Source organism: Borrelia nietonii YOR (genome assembly GCF_023035795.1).
GTDB lineage: Bacteria > Spirochaetota > Spirochaetia > Borreliales > Borreliaceae > Borrelia > Borrelia hermsii.
This window is the reverse complement of the sequence record NZ_CP073148.1, coordinates 45,236-65,507: the sequence shown is the minus strand read 5'-3', so window position 1 is coordinate 65,507 and position 20,272 is coordinate 45,236. Positions and strand designations below refer to the sequence as shown.

Annotated in this window: 23 protein-coding genes, 1 tRNA gene and 1 other RNA gene; 16 read left to right on the top strand and 9 right to left on the bottom strand. The window is 30.0% G+C overall.

Going from position 1 to position 20,272, the window contains the following annotated elements:
• Position 1: 1 nt before the first annotated feature.
• Genes bhYOR_RS00345 through bhYOR_RS00335 form a run of 3 tightly spaced genes read right to left on the bottom strand, consistent with a single transcriptional unit; the run spans position 2 to position 2,630 of the window.
• On the bottom strand, positions 2-469 hold the full coding sequence (locus bhYOR_RS00345) for a divergent PAP2 family protein (protein ID WP_025399426.1): 468 nt from the start codon (positions 467-469) through the stop codon (positions 2-4).
• Between the two features lie 17 nt (positions 470-486).
• Positions 487-1,725: an aminopeptidase gene (locus bhYOR_RS00340; protein WP_025433955.1), complete on the bottom strand. Its 1,239-nt coding sequence runs from the start codon at positions 1,723-1,725 to the stop codon at positions 487-489.
• A gap of 8 nt (positions 1,726-1,733) precedes the next feature.
• Positions 1,734-2,630 carry an HAD family hydrolase gene (locus bhYOR_RS00335; protein ID WP_025399424.1) on the bottom strand — a complete coding sequence of 299 codons (897 nt, stop codon included), beginning with the start codon at positions 2,628-2,630 and terminating at the stop codon, positions 1,734-1,736.
• Between the two features lie 120 nt (positions 2,631-2,750).
• Here bhYOR_RS00335 and bhYOR_RS00330 point away from each other — a divergent pair, with 120 nt between their 5' ends.
• The 5 genes from bhYOR_RS00330 to bhYOR_RS00310 are packed head-to-tail and all read left to right on the top strand — an operon-like array spanning position 2,751 to position 7,754.
• Positions 2,751-4,529 carry an aminopeptidase P family protein gene (locus bhYOR_RS00330; protein WP_025399423.1) on the top strand — a complete coding sequence of 593 codons (1,779 nt, stop codon included), beginning with the start codon at positions 2,751-2,753 and terminating at the stop codon, positions 4,527-4,529.
• Entirely contained in the window at positions 4,526-5,215 is a 690-nt protein-coding gene (locus tag bhYOR_RS00325; RefSeq protein ID WP_025399422.1) for a hypothetical protein, read from the top strand. Before bhYOR_RS00330 ends, bhYOR_RS00325 begins: the two co-directional genes overlap by 4 nt.
• A gap of 28 nt (positions 5,216-5,243) precedes the next feature.
• Entirely contained in the window at positions 5,244-5,741 is a 498-nt protein-coding gene (gene def, locus bhYOR_RS00320; RefSeq protein WP_025399421.1) for a peptide deformylase, read from the top strand.
• Complete coding sequence (gene fmt / locus bhYOR_RS00315) at positions 5,738-6,667, top strand: methionyl-tRNA formyltransferase (RefSeq protein ID WP_025399420.1); 930 nt, start codon at positions 5,738-5,740, stop codon at positions 6,665-6,667. The genes def and fmt overlap by 4 nt, the downstream gene beginning before the upstream one ends.
• Before the next feature lie 28 nt (positions 6,668-6,695).
• On the top strand, positions 6,696-7,754 hold the full coding sequence (locus bhYOR_RS00310) for a PASTA domain-containing protein (protein ID WP_025399419.1): 1,059 nt from the start codon (positions 6,696-6,698) through the stop codon (positions 7,752-7,754).
• Between the two features lie 35 nt (positions 7,755-7,789).
• Here the strand turns inward: bhYOR_RS00310 and bhYOR_RS00305 are convergent, their stop codons facing one another.
• Complete coding sequence (locus bhYOR_RS00305; protein ID WP_247088152.1) at positions 7,790-8,512, bottom strand: 16S rRNA (uracil(1498)-N(3))-methyltransferase; 723 nt, start codon at positions 8,510-8,512, stop codon at positions 7,790-7,792.
• A 73-nt stretch (positions 8,513-8,585) separates the two neighbouring features.
• Between bhYOR_RS00305 and trxA the strand changes: the two genes are divergently transcribed.
• The 8 genes from trxA (at position 8,586) to secG (ending at position 15,654) form a co-directional block, all read left to right on the top strand.
• Positions 8,586-8,939, top strand: a complete 354-nt coding sequence (gene trxA, locus bhYOR_RS00300) for a thioredoxin (RefSeq protein WP_025399417.1) — start codon at positions 8,586-8,588, stop codon at positions 8,937-8,939.
• A 91-nt stretch (positions 8,940-9,030) separates the two neighbouring features.
• Positions 9,031-9,477, top strand: coding sequence for an rRNA maturation RNase YbeY (ybeY, locus tag bhYOR_RS00295; RefSeq protein WP_025433954.1), 447 nt, complete (start codon positions 9,031-9,033; stop codon positions 9,475-9,477).
• Positions 9,477-10,253, top strand: coding sequence for a hemolysin family protein (locus tag bhYOR_RS00290; RefSeq protein WP_025399415.1), 777 nt, complete (start codon positions 9,477-9,479; stop codon positions 10,251-10,253). The genes ybeY and bhYOR_RS00290 overlap by 1 nt, the downstream gene beginning before the upstream one ends.
• Positions 10,250-12,235 carry a tetratricopeptide repeat protein gene (locus bhYOR_RS00285; protein ID WP_025399414.1) on the top strand — a complete coding sequence of 662 codons (1,986 nt, stop codon included), beginning with the start codon at positions 10,250-10,252 and terminating at the stop codon, positions 12,233-12,235. The genes bhYOR_RS00290 and bhYOR_RS00285 overlap by 4 nt, the downstream gene beginning before the upstream one ends.
• A gap of 72 nt (positions 12,236-12,307) precedes the next feature.
• Positions 12,308-13,315: a type I glyceraldehyde-3-phosphate dehydrogenase gene (gene gap / locus bhYOR_RS00280; RefSeq protein WP_025399413.1), complete on the top strand. Its 1,008-nt coding sequence runs from the start codon at positions 12,308-12,310 to the stop codon at positions 13,313-13,315.
• A gap of 29 nt (positions 13,316-13,344) precedes the next feature.
• Positions 13,345-14,523: a phosphoglycerate kinase gene (locus bhYOR_RS00275; protein ID WP_025399412.1), complete on the top strand. Its 1,179-nt coding sequence runs from the start codon at positions 13,345-13,347 to the stop codon at positions 14,521-14,523.
• Position 14,524: 1 nt separating this feature from the next.
• A complete protein-coding gene (tpiA, locus tag bhYOR_RS00270) occupies positions 14,525-15,289 on the top strand; it encodes a triose-phosphate isomerase (protein ID WP_025433953.1) in 765 nt (254 codons plus the stop codon).
• 11 nt (positions 15,290-15,300) lie between these two features.
• Complete coding sequence (secG, locus tag bhYOR_RS00265) at positions 15,301-15,654, top strand: preprotein translocase subunit SecG (protein WP_247088150.1); 354 nt, start codon at positions 15,301-15,303, stop codon at positions 15,652-15,654.
• A 37-nt stretch (positions 15,655-15,691) separates the two neighbouring features.
• Here secG and ung read toward each other — a convergent pair whose 3' ends face one another.
• A complete protein-coding gene (ung, locus tag bhYOR_RS00260; RefSeq protein ID WP_025433952.1) occupies positions 15,692-16,363 on the bottom strand; it encodes a uracil-DNA glycosylase in 672 nt (223 codons plus the stop codon).
• Between the two features lie 80 nt (positions 16,364-16,443).
• Here ung and bhYOR_RS00255 point away from each other — a divergent pair, with 80 nt between their 5' ends.
• Positions 16,444-17,100 carry a TrmH family RNA methyltransferase gene (locus bhYOR_RS00255; protein WP_025399408.1) on the top strand — a complete coding sequence of 219 codons (657 nt, stop codon included), beginning with the start codon at positions 16,444-16,446 and terminating at the stop codon, positions 17,098-17,100.
• On the opposite strand, the gene bhYOR_RS00250 is transcribed toward bhYOR_RS00255, so the two are convergent.
• On the bottom strand, positions 17,087-17,770 hold the full coding sequence (locus bhYOR_RS00250) for a queuosine precursor transporter (RefSeq protein ID WP_025399407.1): 684 nt from the start codon (positions 17,768-17,770) through the stop codon (positions 17,087-17,089). The genes bhYOR_RS00255 and bhYOR_RS00250 overlap by 14 nt on opposite strands.
• 50 nt (positions 17,771-17,820) lie before the next feature.
• A complete protein-coding gene (locus tag bhYOR_RS00245) occupies positions 17,821-18,507 on the bottom strand; it encodes a queuosine precursor transporter (RefSeq protein WP_025399406.1) in 687 nt (228 codons plus the stop codon).
• 151 nt (positions 18,508-18,658) lie between these two features.
• On the opposite strand from bhYOR_RS00245, the gene ssrA reads away from it, so the two are divergent.
• Positions 18,659-19,022: a transfer-messenger RNA gene (ssrA, locus tag bhYOR_RS00240) on the top strand.
• Positions 19,023-19,067: 45 nt separating this feature from the next.
• On the opposite strand, the gene bhYOR_RS00235 is transcribed toward ssrA, so the two are convergent.
• Positions 19,068-19,140, bottom strand: a tRNA-Gly gene (locus tag bhYOR_RS00235).
• 154 nt (positions 19,141-19,294) lie between these two features.
• On the opposite strand from bhYOR_RS00235, the gene bhYOR_RS00230 reads away from it, so the two are divergent.
• Entirely contained in the window at positions 19,295-19,657 is a 363-nt protein-coding gene (locus tag bhYOR_RS00230) for a DUF3276 family protein (RefSeq protein WP_025399405.1), read from the top strand.
• Between the two features lie 8 nt (positions 19,658-19,665).
• Here bhYOR_RS00230 and bhYOR_RS00225 read toward each other — a convergent pair whose 3' ends face one another.
• Positions 19,666-20,211 carry a ribonuclease HII gene (locus tag bhYOR_RS00225; RefSeq protein ID WP_025399404.1) on the bottom strand — a complete coding sequence of 182 codons (546 nt, stop codon included), beginning with the start codon at positions 20,209-20,211 and terminating at the stop codon, positions 19,666-19,668.
• Positions 20,212-20,272: the final 61 nt, after the last annotated feature.

Sequence of the window (20,272 nt, the reverse complement as noted above, 5' to 3'; positions counted from 1 at the left end):
TTTATATTATTCGACTACATATTGTCCATGCAGAAATTATTCCAATAAGTATTCCTGTAAATACTTCCTTTTTTTTATGCCCCTTCACCACTTTGATTTTTAAAGGTTCAATTTTGACTTTCATTTTTAATTGTTCTGACAAAGTGTTTAGGTATTCTGCTTGAACCCCTGCCATGTATCTAACCCCAAACGAATCTCTTATTGTTATTAACGCAAAAGCCAGAGCAATAATAAAGTTAGTATTTATTCCTTCTGTTATTAATATTGATGTTGCAAGAGCTGTTACTGTTGAAGAGTGGCTGCTGGGCATTCCCCCTGTTTCTAAGAAGATGCTTTTTAAAAGATATTTTGGATTTAATTTTATTTTTTTGGTCTTCATTGCTTGAATAATATATTTAATCATTTGTGCAACAATGCCTGAAACGAAACAAGATAAGAAAAGATCATTTATGAATAACTCTTTTATCATGATTTGATTACTCCGTTTTATATTACGAATTGTCCATTTCGTATTATTGTATGTTCTTTATCTGATTTGTCAATGCCAATAACGTTTATGTCATTACTGCCAATCATAAAGTCTGTATGAATTAAAGAGACATTACAGCCATAATCTAATTTTTCAGCATCACTCTTAAGTTCTTGTCCATTGCTTAAACAAGAGGGATAGGCATTGCCTAGGGCAATGTGACAACTTGCATTTTCATCGTATAGTATGCTGTAAAATGTAAGCCCGCTTTGATATATTGGAGAGCTATTGTCTACTAGTGCAACTTCACCTATATATTGTGCTTGTATGTCAGTTTCTATATGTCTTTTTAATATGTTTCTTGATTGAGCATCATCACATCCAAAGTTGATTACTTTTCCTTTTCTGAATTCTAACCATATTCCGGTTATTAGGTTTCCAAGTACCGTTATTGGACGAGTGACATGCATAATTCCATTTGTTTTTTTATAGTTTGGAGTTGTAAAAATTTCCTGAGTAGGCATATTAGCATTAAATTCAATATCTGTTCCTTTTACTTTTTCACTTCCCCCTGTCCAAATAGAATTTTCTAGAAGGTATGTTTCTAGATTTGTTTTCTTATTTGTAAAGATTACTTTTTCTAATTTGAGTTTATTTAGGATTTCACATCTTTGATGAAGTTTTTTTCCATGATCTTCCCAGGCCTTTATTGGATTTTCTGAGTCGAGTAACATGATTTTTTTTTGAATGTCAAAAAATTCTTCTAATGTTTTTTGACATTCAGGCTTATTTAGAACTTTTGCAGCCCATTTTGGCCCGGGAGCACAAACCGTACACCATGCTAATTCGTTATTCATTATTGCACTTGAAACTTTTTTTGATGCTAGACTTAGTGCCTTAAAGTATTTTGATATTTTGTTACTGTCATTATCTTTTAATGCGTCTAAATTTTCTGTGTTATCAATTCGTATTTTTGCCCATTTTTCATTTACCATTTCTTCAAAAAATTTATGCTTAAAATTTGGAATAAACTCTAAGAGATCTTCTGGTGATGATTTTAATCTAGTTTTTAAAATATCAGTGTCTTCAATGTTTAATTCTACATACTTTGCTCCATGTTCATAAGCTTTTTGTGCCAGAATTCTTAAAAATTCATAATTTTCAATTGAACCTGTAATGAGCATGCATTGATTTTTTTGTAAGTTGATTCCTTTTAATATAATTAGCTCTGCATATTTTATTAAGTCTTTCTCCATATTATGTCCTATGCTAATACAGGGTCTTCTAAAATGTTGTCATTAATGTAATGTGCAACGGCTTCATTATCATTAGTGTCTATTATTTCTAAATATGATAGCATTTTCTTTAATCTATAATTTGCATTACCCATTAATAATCCTTTTTTTACATTTTCTAGCATGTCAACATCATTAAACCCATCTCCGAAGGCAATTACTTCATTTAAATTAATGTTGATGCTTTGAAGAACATCTTTTAATGCATTTCCCTTTGAAACTCTGCTGTTAACAATTTCAAGTGAGTGCGGTGTTGATAAATAAGCATTTATTTCTTTTTTATATTTTTCTAAAATTATAGCTTCATATTTTATTAGTTGTGATTCTTCATGATGCAACAATAGAATCTTTGCTATATTGTTAAAATTTTTAAATTCTCTAAAGCTATTGACTTCATGGTATTTTATGCTTATATCTTTTAGCTCATGTTCTATGTATTTGTGTTTTCTTAATAGTTCATGTTTTTCAAACATATTATTAATGGCATTTTTAGTTATGTTGTCAGCGTAAAGCTTTTCATCTGTATCTTCAGATTTTTGTAAAAAATGAGGTATATCCTTGTATTTGTTCTCTCTGAGGTTTAAAATCTCATTTACAATTTCAGAAGAGAGATCATACTTGCTTATTAATTGCCATTGGTTATTGTAGACTCTTGCTCCATTTAATGTTATAAAGAATGAAACATGTGAGCCTAAGTTTTCTATAAGAGGTATTATTTCATTTTTACTTCTTCCTGTTGCAATAATAAACTTCTTGTTTTCTTTGATTAGTTTTGTTATTACAAGCTCACTAAAAGCCCCTATCTGGATATTTGAGAGTAGAAGCGTGCCATCAAGATCAGAAACAACAGCCTTAATATTTTTCATACTTTTTTCCTTTTTTTACTATTAAGTTTAATTATAACAAATAAGGAAATTTTTTAAAATTGAATTATTTGTTATAATTAAATAAAAATTACTTTTTAAAGTCTAAGGAGCTTGCTTTATATGGGAACTAGTACAAAAATATTCTCTTTGAGAAATTTGATGAGGAAGAGCAAGATTGATGCATATTTGATGGCAAGTTATGATCCGCATATGAGCGAGTATTCTCATGTTAGATTTAATGTTCGTGAATTTATTACAGGATTTACAGGAAGTGCTGGGACAGTAATTGTTACAGAAACAGATGCAGTGCTTTTTACAGATGGTAGGTATTTTTTGCAGGCATCAAGTGAACTTGAAGGGACTGAGTTTAAATTGATGAAGCTTGGAGTTAAGGGGTATCCGGATATTTTTAGTTACATAAATACAAATCTTAAGGGCTTAAGGCTTGGAATTTATGCTGAAGATGTTAGTATAAAGCTTTATAACGATTTGATTAAAAATTGTAGACATACAGATATTGAGATCTTACATGAAGATTTAGTTTCTAAAATTTGGCAAGGTAGACCTGTCTTAGAAGGTAATAAAATATTTGAATTGAGTGAGGCTCAAAAAAACGATAAAAGAACAGATAAAATCGATAGAGTTAATTCAAGATTAGAAGAAAAGGCAATTGATTTTTGCATCATAAGCTCTCTGGATGAAGTAGCTTGGCTTTTAAATTTAAGAGGTTTAGATATTGAATCATCGGCTTTGTTTTATGCTTTTTTATTTATTGCTAGAAGTGAAAGATATAAGAATGTTATCTTTGTTAATGTTGATAAACTTGATTCTGATTTAAGAGATAGACTTGAGACTGAAGGTTTTGAGATTGAAGATTATGGTAATTTTTATTCTTTTTTAGCAGAGATTAGTCATGAAGGAAAATTTTTTATACCCGTTGAGAGTAATATTAAAATATTGGAATCTATTGGCAAGCCAAATGCAGTACTTGGACAGAGTGTTGTTAATGAACTGAAGACAATAAAATCTGATTATGAGATTAGTAAGATGAAAGAGGCTCATATTATTGATGCTGTGAGTTTAATTAAATTTTTGTATGAATTTAAGAGTTTGAGTAAGGATGAGTTATCTAGGTTAGATGAAGTTGCTGTTGCAGATATGCTGTTAAATTTTAGGGCAGCAAGAGATGAATTTTTTAGTTCTAGTTTTGATTCGATAGTTGGCTTTAAAGAAAATTCAGCATTACCTCATTATAAACCTAAAAAAGGAGCTAAGAACCTTGATAGTTCTGGATTGCTTTTAATAGATTCTGGGGGTTCTTACCTTGGACTTGGTACAACAGATGTTACAAGGACTATTTTAATTGGGGAAGCATCTTCTAAAGAGAGGGAAGATTATACTTTAGTCCTTAAGTCTTTTATTGCGCTTGCGTCTTTAAAATTTCCGTTTGGAACTTTAGGTGCTTCTCTTGATGGGATTGCTCGATTTCCTTTGCTTAAGCAAGGATTGAATTTTGCTCATGGAACGGGTCATGGGGTAGGATTTTTTCTTAATGTTCATGAGCTTCCTGTTTCTATTAGTCCTTTGTCTGCTTATGCTTTTAAAGGTTCTGAGATTACTTCAATTGAGCCTGGTCTTTATCGAGAGTCTCAATATGGAATTAGAACTGAAAATTTAGTTTTTGTGAAGCAAAGCTATTCAAATGAATTTGGAACTTTTTTGGAATTTGAAAATTTAACCCTTGTGCCTTTTGAAAAAGAATTAATAGTTACTGAAATGCTTTCAAAGGATGAATTAGACTATATTAATAGTTATCATGAATTTGTGTATTTTAGTTTAAAAGAATATCTTAGTGGTGATGAGCTGAAGTTTTTGGAGATATTAACTAGTAAGATATGAGATTTATAAGCTTATTTATAATATTTATTGCTTTTGGTTTTGTGCATTTATTTTCGCTTTCGTCGGATATTATTTTTCATGATTCTTATAAAGATGCTATGGATGAGGCGCGAAATTTACATAAGAATGTTTTAATATTGGTTGGAAGAGATATTAAAGATAATTTGATAAAGGATTTTTTAAAGTCGTTTAAAGATGATAAAATCCTTAAAGCTATTGCTAAAAACAATGTTTTTTTGATTATTGATGTGAATAATGAAATTTTTGGCGAGATTAATTTGAAAAGAAGTCCTACCTTATTTTTTGTTGATTCAAAGAGTGAACAAATTAAGGCCGCGTATGTTGGTTCTATTAAAGATACTGTTCAGTGCAATCAAGAGTTTTTAAATTATGCTTTAGGAGTTTTTAAATTAGATGATATTGTGCAAAAAAAGAATAACTATGAAATTAATACTCTTGATGACAAGGTTTTTTTTTATAAAACATTGGATGGCCATTGGAGATTCAGAATGAATGGCCAAGACAAAAAACTCCTTCCTTCGAAAATAGAGCTTAAGGAGTTTTTAGTATTTAAAGATGAAAAAGAGGGCAAACTTTACGCTTTCCCTAAGTCTAGGAAAGGTAGTATTTATTTCTCAGAAGCAGAGAACGAAGAATGGAAGCTTTTTGGACAAATAAAGTCATAGTTTGAGTTTAAATTTTTTTGAGGGTTTTATGGAAATAATTTTTTATCCTGATGATTTACTGCGAGTAAAGACAAAGGCAGTTTTAAATATTGATGATGAACTTAGAAATATTGCTTTTAAAATGATAAATTTGATGGATATTAATAAGGGCGTTGGTTTAGCAGCACCTCAAGTAGGTCTCGATTTGTCTATTTTTGTGGTTAGAGAAAATGCAATGTCTAAACCTTTAGTTTTTATTAATCCTTTGATAACCAAAACTTCTTTTGAACTTAGTGTTTATAAAGAAGGTTGTTTGAGTATTCCTGGAGTTTATTATGATCTCTTAAGGCCTAAATCTATTATGGTTGAAGCTCATGATGAGAATGGTAAGTTTTTTAAGATTGAAAATTCAAGTCTTTTAGCTAGGGTTGTTCAGCATGAGATGGACCATTTAAAAGGCGTGCTTTTTATTGATTATTATGAAGATAAACTTAGGAATAAACTGTTAAAGCCTTATATGAAAGGAAGGAGGCTTGTTAAGACTTGAGGATTTTTTTTGCAAGTTCTGAGAGTATTGCTTTAGAGGTTTTAAAGAAAATCGCAGACCAGTATAATGTAGTTGGTGTGCTAACTGCACCTGATAAGCCTAGTGGTCGCGGTCTCTTTTTAAGAGCCAATGACATTAAGGTGGAAGCTATTAATAGGAGTATTACTGTTTTAGAGCCCGTTGTACTTAATTCCGATGTAGTAGAAATGGTTAAGAGATTAAATCCTGATCTTATGTTGGTTTTCTCTTATGGAAAGATATTTAAGCAAGAATTTCTGGATATTTTTCCAATGGGTTGTATTAATGTTCACCCCTCTCTTTTACCAAAGTATAGAGGACCTTCTCCTATTCAAACTGCTATTTTAAATGGTGATACTGTTGGCGGGATTACTGTGCAAAAAATGGCTTTAGAAATGGATAGTGGCAATATTTTATCACAGAGTCAGTTTGAAATAAAAAGCTTTAATACAAGTGCTGATATTTTCAGGTATGTTTCTTTAAATAGCTTTAATCTTGTTTTGGAAGCTTTAAGTAAACTAAATAAGGGAAATCTTGGAATTGAGCAAGATTCAAGACAGGCAACATATTGTTCTTTTTTCAATAAGCAACATAGAATTCTTGATTTTAATTTGAGTGCATTTGCGATTAAGAATAAGATTAATGCGTGCAATCCTTGGCCACTTGCAAGAGCTAAGCTTGATGATGATGAAATTATTTTGCATAGAGCTGATTTTATAAGGACTAATGATTATAGTGATCAAGCAATAGGAAAAATCATTTCGTTTGATCCTAGTAGAGGTATTTTGGTGAAAACGGGAGATGGAATTTTATTGCTATTAGAGCTTCAAAGAGCTGGGAGAAAGGTTATGGATTATAAGTCTTTTTATAATGGAAATAGAGATTTAATAGGTAAAATTTTTTCTTAAAGATTAAACATAAGGAGATGATATAGTATTGAGTGATAACAAACCACCGCATAATAAATTGTTTTTAGATAGTAAAAATCTAAATAATAGTAATAATTTGCATGAACATGACTTAAATTTTGATAGCAAAATTCCCACTTTGCCCAAGCATGTAGCTAATGGTTTAGTACTTACTATTTTTGGTTCTTTAATTATTTCGTGTGCGATATTTTTTATTTTTTTAAAGGGCAGTGATATTGTTGTTGTCCCAAATCTTAGTGGACTTTATCTTGAAGATGCAATTACTGAGCTTCAAGATAAAGAGCTTATTCCTTATGTTGAACTTAAATTTTCATCGACCTCTTTTGATAAGGGGAAGATAATAGATCAAAGTCCTAAGGCAGGTACTGTTTTAAGGCTTGATAGTAAGGTTAAGATATTTGTTAGTAAAGGGGCTGTGATCAATAAAGTTGATAATTTTATTGGAAAAAATATTGATGATGTGCTTATTAATTTAAAAGCTAATTCGATTAACAATAATAGGATGCTTTATCATTTGTTAAAACCCATTGAAATTGAGAGTACTCTTTCAAAGGGGACAATAATCCGGCAAGAGCCATCTCCAGGTACTAAGATTGCAAGTTTAGTTGACCTTCAATTTTTAGTAAGTAAGGGTCAAGAAGAAGCCTTTACTAGATATGTAAAAAATTATGTTGGACTTTATTATAAAGATGCGATTATTTCTCTTTTAAATGATGCGATTAATTTTGATGTGAATTTGTCAACTGGGAGTGATTTTGGAAGTGTTATTTTTCAATCTTTATCCCCCGGTAGTAAGGTCGGAAATTTAGATAAATTAACAATTACTATTAATGAACCAAAAAATAATGGTACAGGTATTTTTGGGATTTTGACTTATAAATTAGATATATATCCATCTAGTGTAGATGTAATGGTTAAAGTAAAGGATTCTAATGGAAATAGTTCTTTACTTTATTCTTTTAGATCTAGGGGTGGACTTATTAAATTGCCGTATGAAGCATTAAAAGGTTCGATAATTGAACTTTATATTTATGATAGGCTTGTGAATCAGACAGTAGTAAATTGAGTGCTGAATTTAATCTGAATATTTCTTGAAAAGCATTATTTACTATCCATTTTTGATGTGATAATGGTGGATGCTACGATTGTAGCTGTTTCTGTTCTTAAAATATTTGTTGAAATGTTATAGGTATTAAAACCATATTCTTTGATTAAATTTATTTCTTTCGTTATAAATCCTCTCTCTGGTCCGATAATAACAACAGTATTATTTGTTTTTATATTTAGATCAACTAATTTGTTTTTGCTTTCTCTCTCAAGTAATATTTTTGTGGTATCAGATTTATCATATTCTGTATTATTTAGAACTTCTATTAGATTGTTAAGAATGTTGACTTTTGGTATGTAGGTAATTCCACCTTGCATAGCACCTTCTATTAGATATTTTTCATATTCTTTTTTTTTAAAGAGCTTGGAACATGAATAGGATTTTTCGCTAAGTGAAGCATTAAAAAAAATAATTTCAGATATCCCGATGCTTCCAAGGTGTGTGATTATTCTTTTTGCTGCAATTGGTCGTACTAAACCAATTATTACTTTTAACTTTTTTAAATTATTTGATTTTGCTATTTTATGATGTTTCTTAAAAAAAAGCTTTATATCTTTTTGGTATACGCATGAGTAAATGTGTTCTTCTCCAAGAATACCAAATTTAAATGTTTCATTATTTTTAAGTTTTAATATTTCATTAATGTGTTTTACTCTTAAATCATTGAGCATAAGTCCATTTTCAAATTCATCTGGGTTTATTAATATCAAGTTCATTTCTATATCTAATTCCTTATTAATTATATTGTATTTATGTTATAATTAAAAATCGATTGAATTAGGAGAAAATATGGCAATTAGTTTGACTAAGCAGGAATTTATCGATAAGGTTTTTGATTATAAAAATAATAAAGAATGGGATTTTAAGGGTAAAAAACCTGCAATAATTGATTTTTATGCTGATTGGTGTGGTCCATGCAAAATGCTTGCTCCGATTTATGATGAACTCTCAAAAGAATATGGAGATAAGATTGATTTTTATAAAGTCGATACTGATAAGGAACAGGAAGTTTCTATGGTGCTTGGTGTTCAAAGTCTTCCTACCATTATTTTTGTGCCTGTTGGAGGCAAACCAAAGGTTTCTGTTGGTTTTATTCAAAAAGATTCTTTTGAAGATGCAATTAAAGATTTATTTAAAGTTTAGCATGTATGTATAAAAGGTTTATAAAAAAAATGAAATCTTGTCTGTTTATATAATATTTTTTTAAGTTATAATTGTTCTAGGATATAGTGAATTGATAAAAGAAGAGTTAAATTTATGGGCAGAGGGTGTTGAGTTTAAACATTGGAATGCTTATTATAATTTTATTTTATCTGTTCTAAGTTTTCTTTGCATTGAAGAATATGAACTTTCTGTTATCCTGTGCAACAATGAGTACATTCAGAAGTTAAATAGTGCATTTAGACAGAAATCCGAGCCTACTGATGTTCTCTCTTTTAATTATCTTGAAGAGAATGGACAAATAAATCATAAAATACAAGGTGATCTTATAATATCGCTTGAATACTTAGAGTTTAGTTCTTTGGAATTTAATGTTGAAATGTACGATGAGCTCCAAAGAAATACTATACATGGTATTTTGCATTTAATAGGATATACTCATGAGACAAATGATTTTCAAAATGAGGAGATGTTAATTATTCAGGAAAAAGTTTTAAGAGAAACTAGAAGGGTATTTTGATGTTCAAGTTTTTGAGTTTTAAAAATAAAAAAGTAAAAAGAGCTGATGATAAGAATATTGAGGAAAAGTCGAGATTTGAAACATCTTTGCTTAAGAATTTTAGTTCTCTTAAAGAAACAATTGTGAAAGAAATTATGATTCCAAGAATAAGTGTAGTTTTTGTTGATTATTCTGTAAGCAAAGATGAAATTTTAAAAGTTGTAACATCTAGCAATCATTCAAGATTTCCCGTTTATAGGGAAACAATAGATGATATTATTGGGATAATTCATACGAAAGATATACTTTTGCATATGTGGAAAAAAGATTTCTATGAAATAGATCTAAGAGATATTATGCGAAAAGTTATGTTTGTTCCTGAGAGCAAGAAAATTGATTCACTCTTAAAAGAGTTCCAAGAGAATCATGTTCATATTGCTATTGTAGTTGATGAATATGGAGGGGTTTCAGGTCTTGTTACACTTGAAGATATTCTTGAGGAGATTGTGGGGGATATTCAAGATGAGTTTGATAATGAACTTGATGAGATAGTACCCCTTGATGATGGAAGTTATCTTTGTACCGCTAGAGTTTTAATTGAAGATTTAAATGAAAAGCTTGGACTGAGTCTTCCAGATGGGGATTTTGATACTCTTGGGGGATTTGTTTACGATCTATTTGGAAGAATTCCTTTGAAAAATGAGAATATAAAATATAATAATTTGACATTTACCATTAAAAATATGCACCAAAGAAACATTAAAGTAATAAAAATTTCCCAGAAGGAAGGTTTATGAATTTGAGGAGATTTTTGACAATTCTTTTGATTTTTAATTTAAATTTTGGGAGTTTAATAGGTGCTACTACGACTGCAATCGAGTATTATCAAAAAGCACAAACATATTATCTTATGCAAAAATATTATGATGCTATTGACGAGCTTCTTGAAGCTGTGAAGATTAATCCTAATTATTATGAGGCATATAAGTTTATAGCAGAAATTTATTATCAATTAAAGATATATAATCAGGCTCAATTTTTTATAGAGAAGGCCTACAAAATGTCCAATGGTGATACTGAATATAAGATTCTTTATGCAAACATATTGCTTAAAAATAATGGAACAACACAGGCTAAGAAATTTTATTCAGAGGTTTTAGCTAAGCAAAAAAACAATATTGATGCTTTAGTTGGGCTTGCTTCAATCTTTGAGGAAGAAGGTTTATTTGTTGCAGCTGCTAATTATTATCTATCTATTCTTGAGTATAATCAGACAAATTATAATGCGTTTGAGCATCTAATGAGCATTTATGAGAAATTAAACATGAATGATAAGGCACAGCATTTAATAAACAAAGTGAGGGGTAATTTTACTTCTTTGCCAGATTTTCACAAAAGGGTGGCAGAATTTTCTATTAAGACTAATAGTTTGGGAGCTGCTGAGAGATATGCTCAAAATTATTTAATGTTAGTAAAAACTACTTATAAAGATTTTGGACTTGTTGATGCTTACCGTTTACTTGCTCTTGTTTACTTATATCAGTCTAAATATGAAGATGCAGCTGATGTTCTTCAAAAGGCAATACTTGTTGATCAAAATTTAGATGAACTTTATTATTTGCTTGGCTATTCTTATTTGAAGCTTGAGAAGATTGATAAAGCTGTTTTAAATTTGGAGAGAGCTAAGAGTATGAAAAAGGACTTGGAATTTTATAATATAGCTCTTGAGGAAAGTTTTTTCGTATCTAATTTTAGGAGTTCGTTTCAAAAAAATAATGGCACTAATATGGAAATTTCTAAAAGATATGAAAATGAGGGATTTAAGGCTTTTAAAAATTTAGACTTAGATAGAGCAGTATTTAATGTAAAGAATGCTATTGATATTTATCCTGATAATGATAGTGCTAGGTTTTTACTTGCTAAAATTTATAAGTTTATGAAATTGGATGTAATGGCTTATGAGGAGCTTTATTATTTGATAGAGCAGAGGAAGGTTACAGATACTAAAATTTTAGATTTTTATGATGTGGTTGCATTTGATATTAGGAGTTCTTTATTTTTTAGGTATGGTTATAAGACCATTGGTGATTTAAATAAACTTTATGATAATCAAACGGTTTATAGGGTAGGTATTTTTACTCAAAATGAGAATAAAGTTTTTGGTGCAAATGATTTAATTTTAAAGTATGCTGAGAGGATACTTGATCGCAATTTAAATATAGAAGTGGTTAATTATAGGTTTGATTATAATAAAAATAAGGATTACTTGGTAAGTAGTTTTGCTGAAGAATTTTCTTATGCAAGAAGTAATAATCTTGATTTATTTTTAATGTTTGATCTTGATGTAGATGTTTTTAAAAATTCGGCTAGTTTAAGAGTAGATATTTTTTCAGGGAAGACGGGCATTAAAATTAAGACTTTTGACTATAATTCGGGAGGAGTGCTGTATTTAAGTGATATTTTAAGTTCTTTTTCTAGAGATTTTAATGATTATTTACCTAAAAAGGGAGAAATACTTCAGATTAAGAAAGATGATGTTCTTATTAATCTTGGTCATGTGAATGATGTAAAGGAAGGTGATATCTTTTTAGTTCTTAAAGAGGGGGCTTTAAAGTATAATAGTGATAGTTCTAGTTTTATTAGTTATAATAAGTCAGATATTCTTGGTGAGATTTTTATTGAAGAGATTGGCGATTACATTTCCAGAGGGATTTTAAAATCACCCACTCTTTTAAGAGATTACATTCAAAAAGGATATACGGTTTTTATAAAAAAATAGTTTGACACTTATGATTAATTAATTTATTATTTAATAATTCTAGTAGATAATAAAAATAGATGGAGGAGCTGTATGAAGCTAGCTATTAATGGCTTTGGACGTATAGGTAGAAATGTTTTTAAAATTGCTTTTGAGAGAGGAATTGAAGTTGTTGCAATAAATGACTTAACAGATCCTAAGACACTTGCTCATCTTTTAAAGTATGATTCAACTTTTGGAATATATAATAAAAAAGTTGAGGCAAGAGATGGAGCAATTGTAGTAGATGGAAAAGAAATAAGGATTATTGCTGAACGCGATCCAAAGAAACTTCCTTGGGGAAAACTTGGAGTTGATGTTGTAATTGAATCAACAGGTGTCTTTTCATCAGCAACAAGTGATAGAGGCGGATACCTTGATCATGTTGAGCATGCTGGTGCTAAAAAGGTAATTTTGACAGTACCTGCTAAGGATGAGATTAAGACAATCGTACTTGGTGTAAATGATTATGAAATTACTTCTGATTTGAAAGCTGTTTCTAATGCTTCATGCACAACAAACTGTCTTGCACCTCTTGCAAAAGTTCTGCATGAAACTTTTGGGATTGAGCAAGGACTTATGACTACTGTTCATGCTTATACAAATGATCAAAAAATCCTTGACTTTCCACATGCTGATCTAAGACGAGCAAGAGCTGGAGCTCTTTCAATTATTCCTACTTCAACAGGTGCTGCTAAAGCTGTTGGACTTGTTTTACCTGAGCTTAAGGGTAAACTTAATGGTACTTCTATGAGAGTTCCTGTACCAACAGGTTCTATTGTTGATCTTACAGTGCAACTTAAGAAAAAAGATGTTACAAAAGAAGAGATCAATTTTGCACTTAAGAAAGCATCAGAGTCTAGAGAGCTTAGTGGTATTTTGGGATATACAGAAGATCCAATAGTATCTTCAGATATTAAGGGAAATTCGCATTCTTCAATAGTTGATGGTCTTGAGACAATGGTGTTATTAAATGGTTTTGTGAAAGTACTCTCATGGTATGACAATGAATTTGGATATTCTACAAGAGTAGTTGACCTTGCACAAAAGTTAATTAAATAAGAGAAAAATGATCCTGAGGTAAGTTGTAAATGTCAATAAAAACGATAAAAGATTTTGACTTTTCAGGCAAGCGTGCTTTGGTAAGATGTGATTTTAATGTTCCCTTAAGAGAAGGGAACATTACTGATGATACTAGAATTAGGGCTGCATTACCTACGATAGAGTATCTTAAGTCCCAAGGAGCCAGAGTTGTTCTTATGAGTCATTTGGGTAGGCCAAAGGGAGAGAAGAATCTTAAATATTCTCTTATACCTGTTGCTAAAAGATTATCAGAATTATTAGGGCAGGATGTTAAGATGCTGCCTGATTGCATAGGTGATGAAGTAGCAACTGCTGTTTCTCACATGAAGAATGGAGATATTGTTTTACTTGAAAATGTAAGGTTTTATAGGCAAGAAGAAGAAAATTGTAATGATTTTGCAAAAAAATTATCTCAAAATGGTGATGTTTTTGTAAATGATGCTTTTGGAACTGCTCATAGGGCACATGCTTCTACAGCAGGGCTTGCAGCTTATTTACCAGCCGTTGGTGGATTTTTAATGGAAAAGGAAGATGAGTTTTTGGGTAAAATTTTAAAAAATCCTGAAAGTCCATTTGTTTCAATAATTGGCGGTTCAAAAGTTTCTTCAAAAATTGCAGTACTAGAATCCCTTTTGCCAAAATCAAATGTAATGGTAATTGGTGGTGGAATGGCATATACCTTTTTAAAGGTAGAAGGGCATTCCATTGGAAAATCTCTTTTAGAGAATGAATATATTCACGTAGCTTCGTCTTTTTTAAAGAAGGCAAAGGAATTAGATGTAAAAGTTATTTTGCCTCTTGATCATATTGTTGCAAGTGAATTTAAAGAAGATTCAATTCCTGAGTATGTTGATTCTATTGATATCCCTGATGGTAAGATTGGAATGGATATTGGCAAGAAAACTTTGAGAAAAATTGAGGAAGTTCTGATTAGTGCAAAGACTGTGATTTGGAATGGACCCCTTGGAGTTTTTGAGTTTGATTCTTTTTCAAAAGGCACAGCAAAGGTTGCAGAATATGTGGCTAGTTGCTCTGGAATTACGGTTGTTGGTGGAGGAGATTCAGTAGCTGCTGTTAATAAGTTTAATTTATCTGAAAAAATAACCCATGTTTCAACAGGGGGTGGTGCTTCTCTTGAGTATCTTGAGGGAAAAATTTTGCCAGGCATAAAAGTGTTGGAGAAGTAAAATGAGAAAGATGTTTTTAGCTGGAAACTGGAAAATGCACTATACAAGTGTAGAGGCTGCAGGTGTTGCTAAACAAATTGTAGATGGAGTACGAAATATTAATGATGATGTTGTTGTTATGATAACACCCACATTTACGTCTCTTTGTAAAGTTTGTGAAGTTACTAAGGGAAGTAATGTTCTTCTTGGTGCTCAAAATATGTCTTATGAGAATAGTGGAGCAAGAACAAGTGAAATTTCACCTTCTATGCTTTTAGAATTTGGAGTTGATTACGTAATACTTGGTCATTCTGAATGTAGGACTTATCTTGGAGATACTGATGAGGTAATAAATAAAAAAATTCTTGCAGGACTTAAACATCCATTTAAATATTTAATTCTTTGTATTGGGGAAACTCTTTCGGAGAGAGAAAATAATAAAACTTTAGATGTTGTTTTAAATCAAATTAGAAGAGGATTAATCTCTGTTTCTGAATCTGATCTTAAGCGAATAATTTTAGCTTATGAGCCTGTGTGGGCAATTGGAACTGGAAAAACGGCAACAAAAGAAGAGGCACAAGAAGTCCACAAGGCAATTAGACTTGAGATTGAATCATTGTATTCAACCTCAGCAGCAGATAACATTATTATTCAGTATGGTGGCTCTGTTAATGTTGATAATGTGGAAGGCCTTATGGGGGAGAATGACATTGATGGGGCATTGATTGGTGGTGCATCTTTAAAGGCCAATTCATTTTTGAATATAGTTAATAAGGTGGCCAAATAGAGAGGTTTATTTTGGAGTTATTTAGATTTTTAATATTTGTCTTTTTTATTATTACTTCATTTATGATTATCTTGTTAGTGTTATTTCAAGATGAACAGGGTGATGGTATTGGAGGGGTGTTTGGAGGTGGTAGTTCTTCTATTTTTGGGGCAAAATCTTCAAATATTGCGATAAGAATTACAGCATTTTTTATTACGCTTTTTTTTATTTTTGTGATTGCGTTGTCTTTTATTAATACCAAAAGAGTTGATAATAGTCTGTTAAGAGATGTTAAGATAGATGAAAAAAGTTCAACATTTTGGAATGATGACATAAAGCAGAATCAAGAGACTCTTGATGAAGATACTTCAAGTAAAGAAAAATAATTAAATGACTTGTCTGATGCGTTATTAGACAAGTCGGTTAGTGAAAGTCTATTGGACTTTTATTGTGTTCTTTTAGATATCTTAAAGTTTGACTAAAGTGATTTGACCCTAAGAAGCCGTTGTGTACGGAATAAGGGGATGGATGGCTTGTTTCAAGAATTAAATGTCTTGATGCATCTATCAATTCTTTTTTTCCTCTTGCAAAATTACCCCATAACATAAAAACAACATTATTTAGGTTTTTTGAAATAATTTTTATTACTTCGTTTGTAAAAATTTCCCAACCAATGTCTTTGTGAGATGATGGATGGCTTTCTTCTACTGTTAATATTGAATTTAGTAAAAATACGCCTTGCGTTGCCCATCGTGTTAAGTCCCCGTTTGGAATAGTTTGGATTTTTAAACTTCTCTCTATTTCTTTAAAAATATTTTGTAGTGATGGAGGTATTTTGATGTCTGAGTTAACAGAAAAGGCTAAACCATTAGCTTGTCTTTTACCATGATACGGATCTTGCCCAAGTATTACTACTTTTATGTTTTTAAATGGCAAAGAATCAAATGCATTAAATATTAACTTTGGAGGTGGAAATATTTTGTCCTTTTTAGTTTTATATTCATTTTTTACGAAATTTGCAAGTCTTTTGAAATATCCTTTGCAAAATTCAGCTTTTAACATTTCTTTCCAAGATTCTTCGATTTTTACTTCCACTTTTAATATTATATAAAAAATAAATTATTTTTTAACATTTTAATTGGCTTTTATTGTTTTTTTATCTAAAATTATACTTTGTGAGCGATGATATATTTAAGAGAATAGCAATTCTGTCTGAATTTATCACCCAGAAAAGGCGAGAGAGAATAAATGAAGTGTTAAATAATCGAACAAATTATTTAACACTTGTCCTTGAAGATATTTTCCAACCTCAAAATGCAAGTGCTACAATGCGTACAATTGAAATTTTGGGACTTAGTGATATTCATATTATTGAGACTAATAATAAATATACTTTAAATCCAGATGTTGTTCTTGGCGCTTCAAAATGGATAGATATAATTAAATATAAATGTGTTAAGGCCGCATTTGATAATCTGAAGGGTAATGGATATAAAATAGTAGCTACATCTTTAGATAATAAGGCTATATCTCTTGAAGATTTTCCAATTGATGCTAAGCTAGCAATATTTTTTGGAACTGAATTAACAGGACTTAGTCATGCAGTTTTAGAAAATGCTGATTTGCATTTAAAAATACCAATGTATGGGTTCACGCAAAGCTATAATCTTTCTGTAGCTGTTGCGATAGTCTTTTATTCATTGATTAGTCGTTTAAGAAAGAGTTCTATTGGGTATTTATTAGATGAAGATGAGAAATTGAATTTAAAACTTGATTATTATAGAAAAATTGTAAAAAATCATCAGGCTATTGAAAAACTCAAGCTTTTTTAACCTTCATAGTATTTAGAAAATAATAGATGAGAGTATCAATGATCATGATTATGATGGTAAAAATCCATGAACTTTCCACCATATTAATATTCTTGCCAGGGTATAGTTGTGCTATTACATGCATTGAGATATTAGCTAACATGTAAGCTATACATGAGGAACATAGTCTTGACAAATTATGATTTATCCATTTATTGCTTACATTATTTTTTTGTAGTATAGAATATATTTTTATATTAATATAATTACATAAAAATATAATATATGTTCCAGTGAAAATTATTGAAGTATAAGAAGCATTGTAAAACAATACTTTTAAATGTATATTAGAAGTGTCAAATTCATTTTGTTGAAAATGTAATGTAAAATGCATCATTATTACAAAAGTTATGTGTATAAGCATGTTTAATGTTATGGACTTTATTGCTGATTGCTCATTATATTTTTCTGTAATCAGGTTTAATGAGCAAAGAATTGCGAGAAATGGTATTCCCGATAAACTCATTTGCTGTTCGAATATAATTACTTTTTTTAATATAATAAGATTTGAAAGTATTGTCATAATGATGTTAAAACAAAAAAGACCCGATTTTCCGAATAGATAGTACAACAATGTTAATTGTAGATACACAAATGCGAGTAAAGTTATCCATAAAATTATATCTATCATATTGTCAATTATAACAAATTAATGAGGAATAATTGAATGGATATTGGTACTCATATTGAAATTTTTTTGTTTTGATATACACATTTTGCAATGTAGATGAATGGAGTTCCTAGGATACCAGCAATTCCTTTAATGAGGTATGTGGAAATTATTATATCTAAGTAAGCTTCTTTTGGAAATATATTGAAATATGTTGCAATGCTTACGAAAATTATTGTATCTATAAGCTCGCTTACTAATGTTGAGCCGTTGCTTCGTATAAATATGAATTTTGGAAATTTATCTTTGATAAATTGATATAGGTATATGTCATTTAGTTGAGATATTATGTACGCTATAATCGATGCAGCTAATAGAATTGGAATTGAAGAGAAAATGTTTTCTAAGCTTGTTAAATATATATCAAAACTATTTGTTGAAAAATAAAGTTGAATATTTGTGATGAACGCAAATGCTATAAATCCTATAAATCCAATATAAACTGCTTTTTTTGAAGTTTCGCGACCATAAAATTCTGATAGAATATCTGTTGCAACATATGATGATGCGTAAATAATATTACCAAGGGTAGCATTAAATCCAAATATTGTGACTTGCTTTAAAACTTGCATGTTTGCAATAATTACAGATGATGTTACCCATGCGAATAATCCTTTTTCCCCAAAGAACTTGTACATAATAAGTAGAATTGAATAGGTACAAATTAACATAATGCACCATAGAATTTCGTTATTCAAAAAGGCCCCTTGCAATTTATCACTTTATCATTTGATCATTTATTGATAATATCAAAATTATTATAAGCTTTTATATGTTGTTTTGCAAATTAGATTGTTTTGCCTTTTTCGATACATTTATGTTATACTTTTTTCTAAAACATAATCTAGAGGGGATGTTTTGGATTTGACTAAAAACTTTAGTAGCATAAATTGCAAGCAGAGGGAATCTCTTAAAACTTCTTTAATAAATGCAAGAAATAATAACTTTACAAGTGCAAATCTTGTAATGGCTGCTTAAATTAGCAGAGAGTTTTGTTGGATTTTGCTTTGAGGTTCAGCTTATACTCTTTCAAGACATCAAAGCTTGCTTAAAAATATTTCAAATTGATTTTTAGGGACTTTTAAATTTGAGAGTAATTTGGCGGTTTGCTAGTTTTTCCAAACCTTATTACTTAAAAAAAATACTAGCTAAGCTTGTAGATATTTATGATATTATTTTTAGGACGCGGGTTCAATTCCCGCCATCTCCAATATTATTTTGAATCAAAATATATATTGACTTGTAATCTTATTTGAAAAGCGTCCTATCGGAATCGAACCGACATCATTAGCTTGGAAGGCTAAGGTAATTGACCATTATACGAAGGACGCATAAATAACAGAGTTGATTCTATAAAAAAATGCACTTTATGTCAATTGATTTTATTATTAATTTTGTCTAGTATTTTTTTTATTTAGTAAGTACAATTATGTTAACTTTTGTGTAAGCTGACATGATATAAAGACTTTTTGTGTGGAGGAATTAATGGGCGAGAGAGGGGAAGTATATTCTGATAAGTTATTTACAAATTCTGATAGAACTTATTTTTTTAATGTCAAAGAAAATAGAAAGGGTGATTATTTTTTAAATATTGTAGAGAGTAAGAGAAATGTTAATGGGGATTTTGAGAGACATTCGGTTTTTGTTTATGAAGAGAATATTGAAGAATTTGAGTCAAATTTGTTAAGAGCAATTTCTGTGATTAAGAAAAAGATTTCTGAGAATTCGATTACAAAAAGGGAATATCATAATGATTTTAACCGCCATAGTGAAAGAATTAAAAATAACAGTCTTGGTTTTGATAGGAATTATCGTTTATCAGGAAGACCTAGAGATGGAGATAATTAAAATTTTGTTTAAATGAACTTAAAACTTCTTCTGTGAAGATTTGAAATCCCATGTTTTTTTATTGCTTCTTTATGTTCCTTTGTTGGATATCCTTTGTTTTTGTTAAGTGCATATAGGGGATAAGTTTTATTGTATTCATCCATCAATTTGTCTCTTTGTACTTTTGCAATGATTGATGCTGCTTTTATTTCATTAATAATAGAATCTCCTTTAATTATTGCTTGAATTTTTTTAGCTTTTATTTTTGGAATAAATTTTCCGTCCACAAGTACCAAATCACAGTTTATATCTAACTTTTCATATGCAATTTGCATTGCAAGAAGCGAAGCATGATGAATATTGATCTTATCAATGGTTTCATTAGATACTTCTGCAAATGCGTAATATGAGTTTTCAAGTATTAATGATGATAGATATTCTCTTTTAGCTTTGGTAAGTTTTTTTGAATCATCTAGTTCATTTAAAAAATTGGGATTTCCTTTAAAAATAACAGCCGCACTAAGAACAGGTCCAAAGATGCAACCTCGTCCAACTTCATCAATTCCACAAATCATAACTATTGATTATAATATAAAATTATCCTTAGTAAGTTAATCTTATTTGTGATTAAATTGG

Coding starts and splice junctions, on each gene's coding strand:
- bhYOR_RS00345 (WP_025399426.1), bottom strand. CDS start 469: ATGATAAAAGAGTTATTCATAAATGATCTTTTCTTATCTTGTTTCGTT.
- bhYOR_RS00340 (WP_025433955.1), bottom strand. CDS start 1,725: ATGGAGAAAGACTTAATAAAATATGCAGAGCTAATTATATTAAAAGGA.
- bhYOR_RS00335 (WP_025399424.1), bottom strand. CDS start 2,630: ATGAAAAATATTAAGGCTGTTGTTTCTGATCTTGATGGCACGCTTCTA.
- bhYOR_RS00330 (WP_025399423.1), top strand. CDS start 2,751: ATGGGAACTAGTACAAAAATATTCTCTTTGAGAAATTTGATGAGGAAG.
- bhYOR_RS00325 (WP_025399422.1), top strand. CDS start 4,526: ATGAGATTTATAAGCTTATTTATAATATTTATTGCTTTTGGTTTTGTG.
- def (WP_025399421.1), top strand. CDS start 5,244: ATGGAAATAATTTTTTATCCTGATGATTTACTGCGAGTAAAGACAAAG.
- bhYOR_RS00305 (WP_247088152.1), bottom strand. CDS start 8,512: ATGAACTTGATATTAATAAACCCAGATGAATTTGAAAATGGACTTATG.
- trxA (WP_025399417.1), top strand. CDS start 8,586: ATGGCAATTAGTTTGACTAAGCAGGAATTTATCGATAAGGTTTTTGAT.
- bhYOR_RS00290 (WP_025399415.1), top strand. CDS start 9,477: ATGTTCAAGTTTTTGAGTTTTAAAAATAAAAAAGTAAAAAGAGCTGAT.
- bhYOR_RS00285 (WP_025399414.1), top strand. CDS start 10,250: ATGAATTTGAGGAGATTTTTGACAATTCTTTTGATTTTTAATTTAAAT.
- gap (WP_025399413.1), top strand. CDS start 12,308: ATGAAGCTAGCTATTAATGGCTTTGGACGTATAGGTAGAAATGTTTTT.
- bhYOR_RS00275 (WP_025399412.1), top strand. CDS start 13,345: ATGTCAATAAAAACGATAAAAGATTTTGACTTTTCAGGCAAGCGTGCT.
- tpiA (WP_025433953.1), top strand. CDS start 14,525: ATGAGAAAGATGTTTTTAGCTGGAAACTGGAAAATGCACTATACAAGT.
- bhYOR_RS00250 (WP_025399407.1), bottom strand. CDS start 17,770: ATGATAGATATAATTTTATGGATAACTTTACTCGCATTTGTGTATCTA.
- bhYOR_RS00230 (WP_025399405.1), top strand. CDS start 19,295: ATGGGCGAGAGAGGGGAAGTATATTCTGATAAGTTATTTACAAATTCT.
- bhYOR_RS00225 (WP_025399404.1), bottom strand. CDS start 20,211: ATGATTTGTGGAATTGATGAAGTTGGACGAGGTTGCATCTTTGGACCT.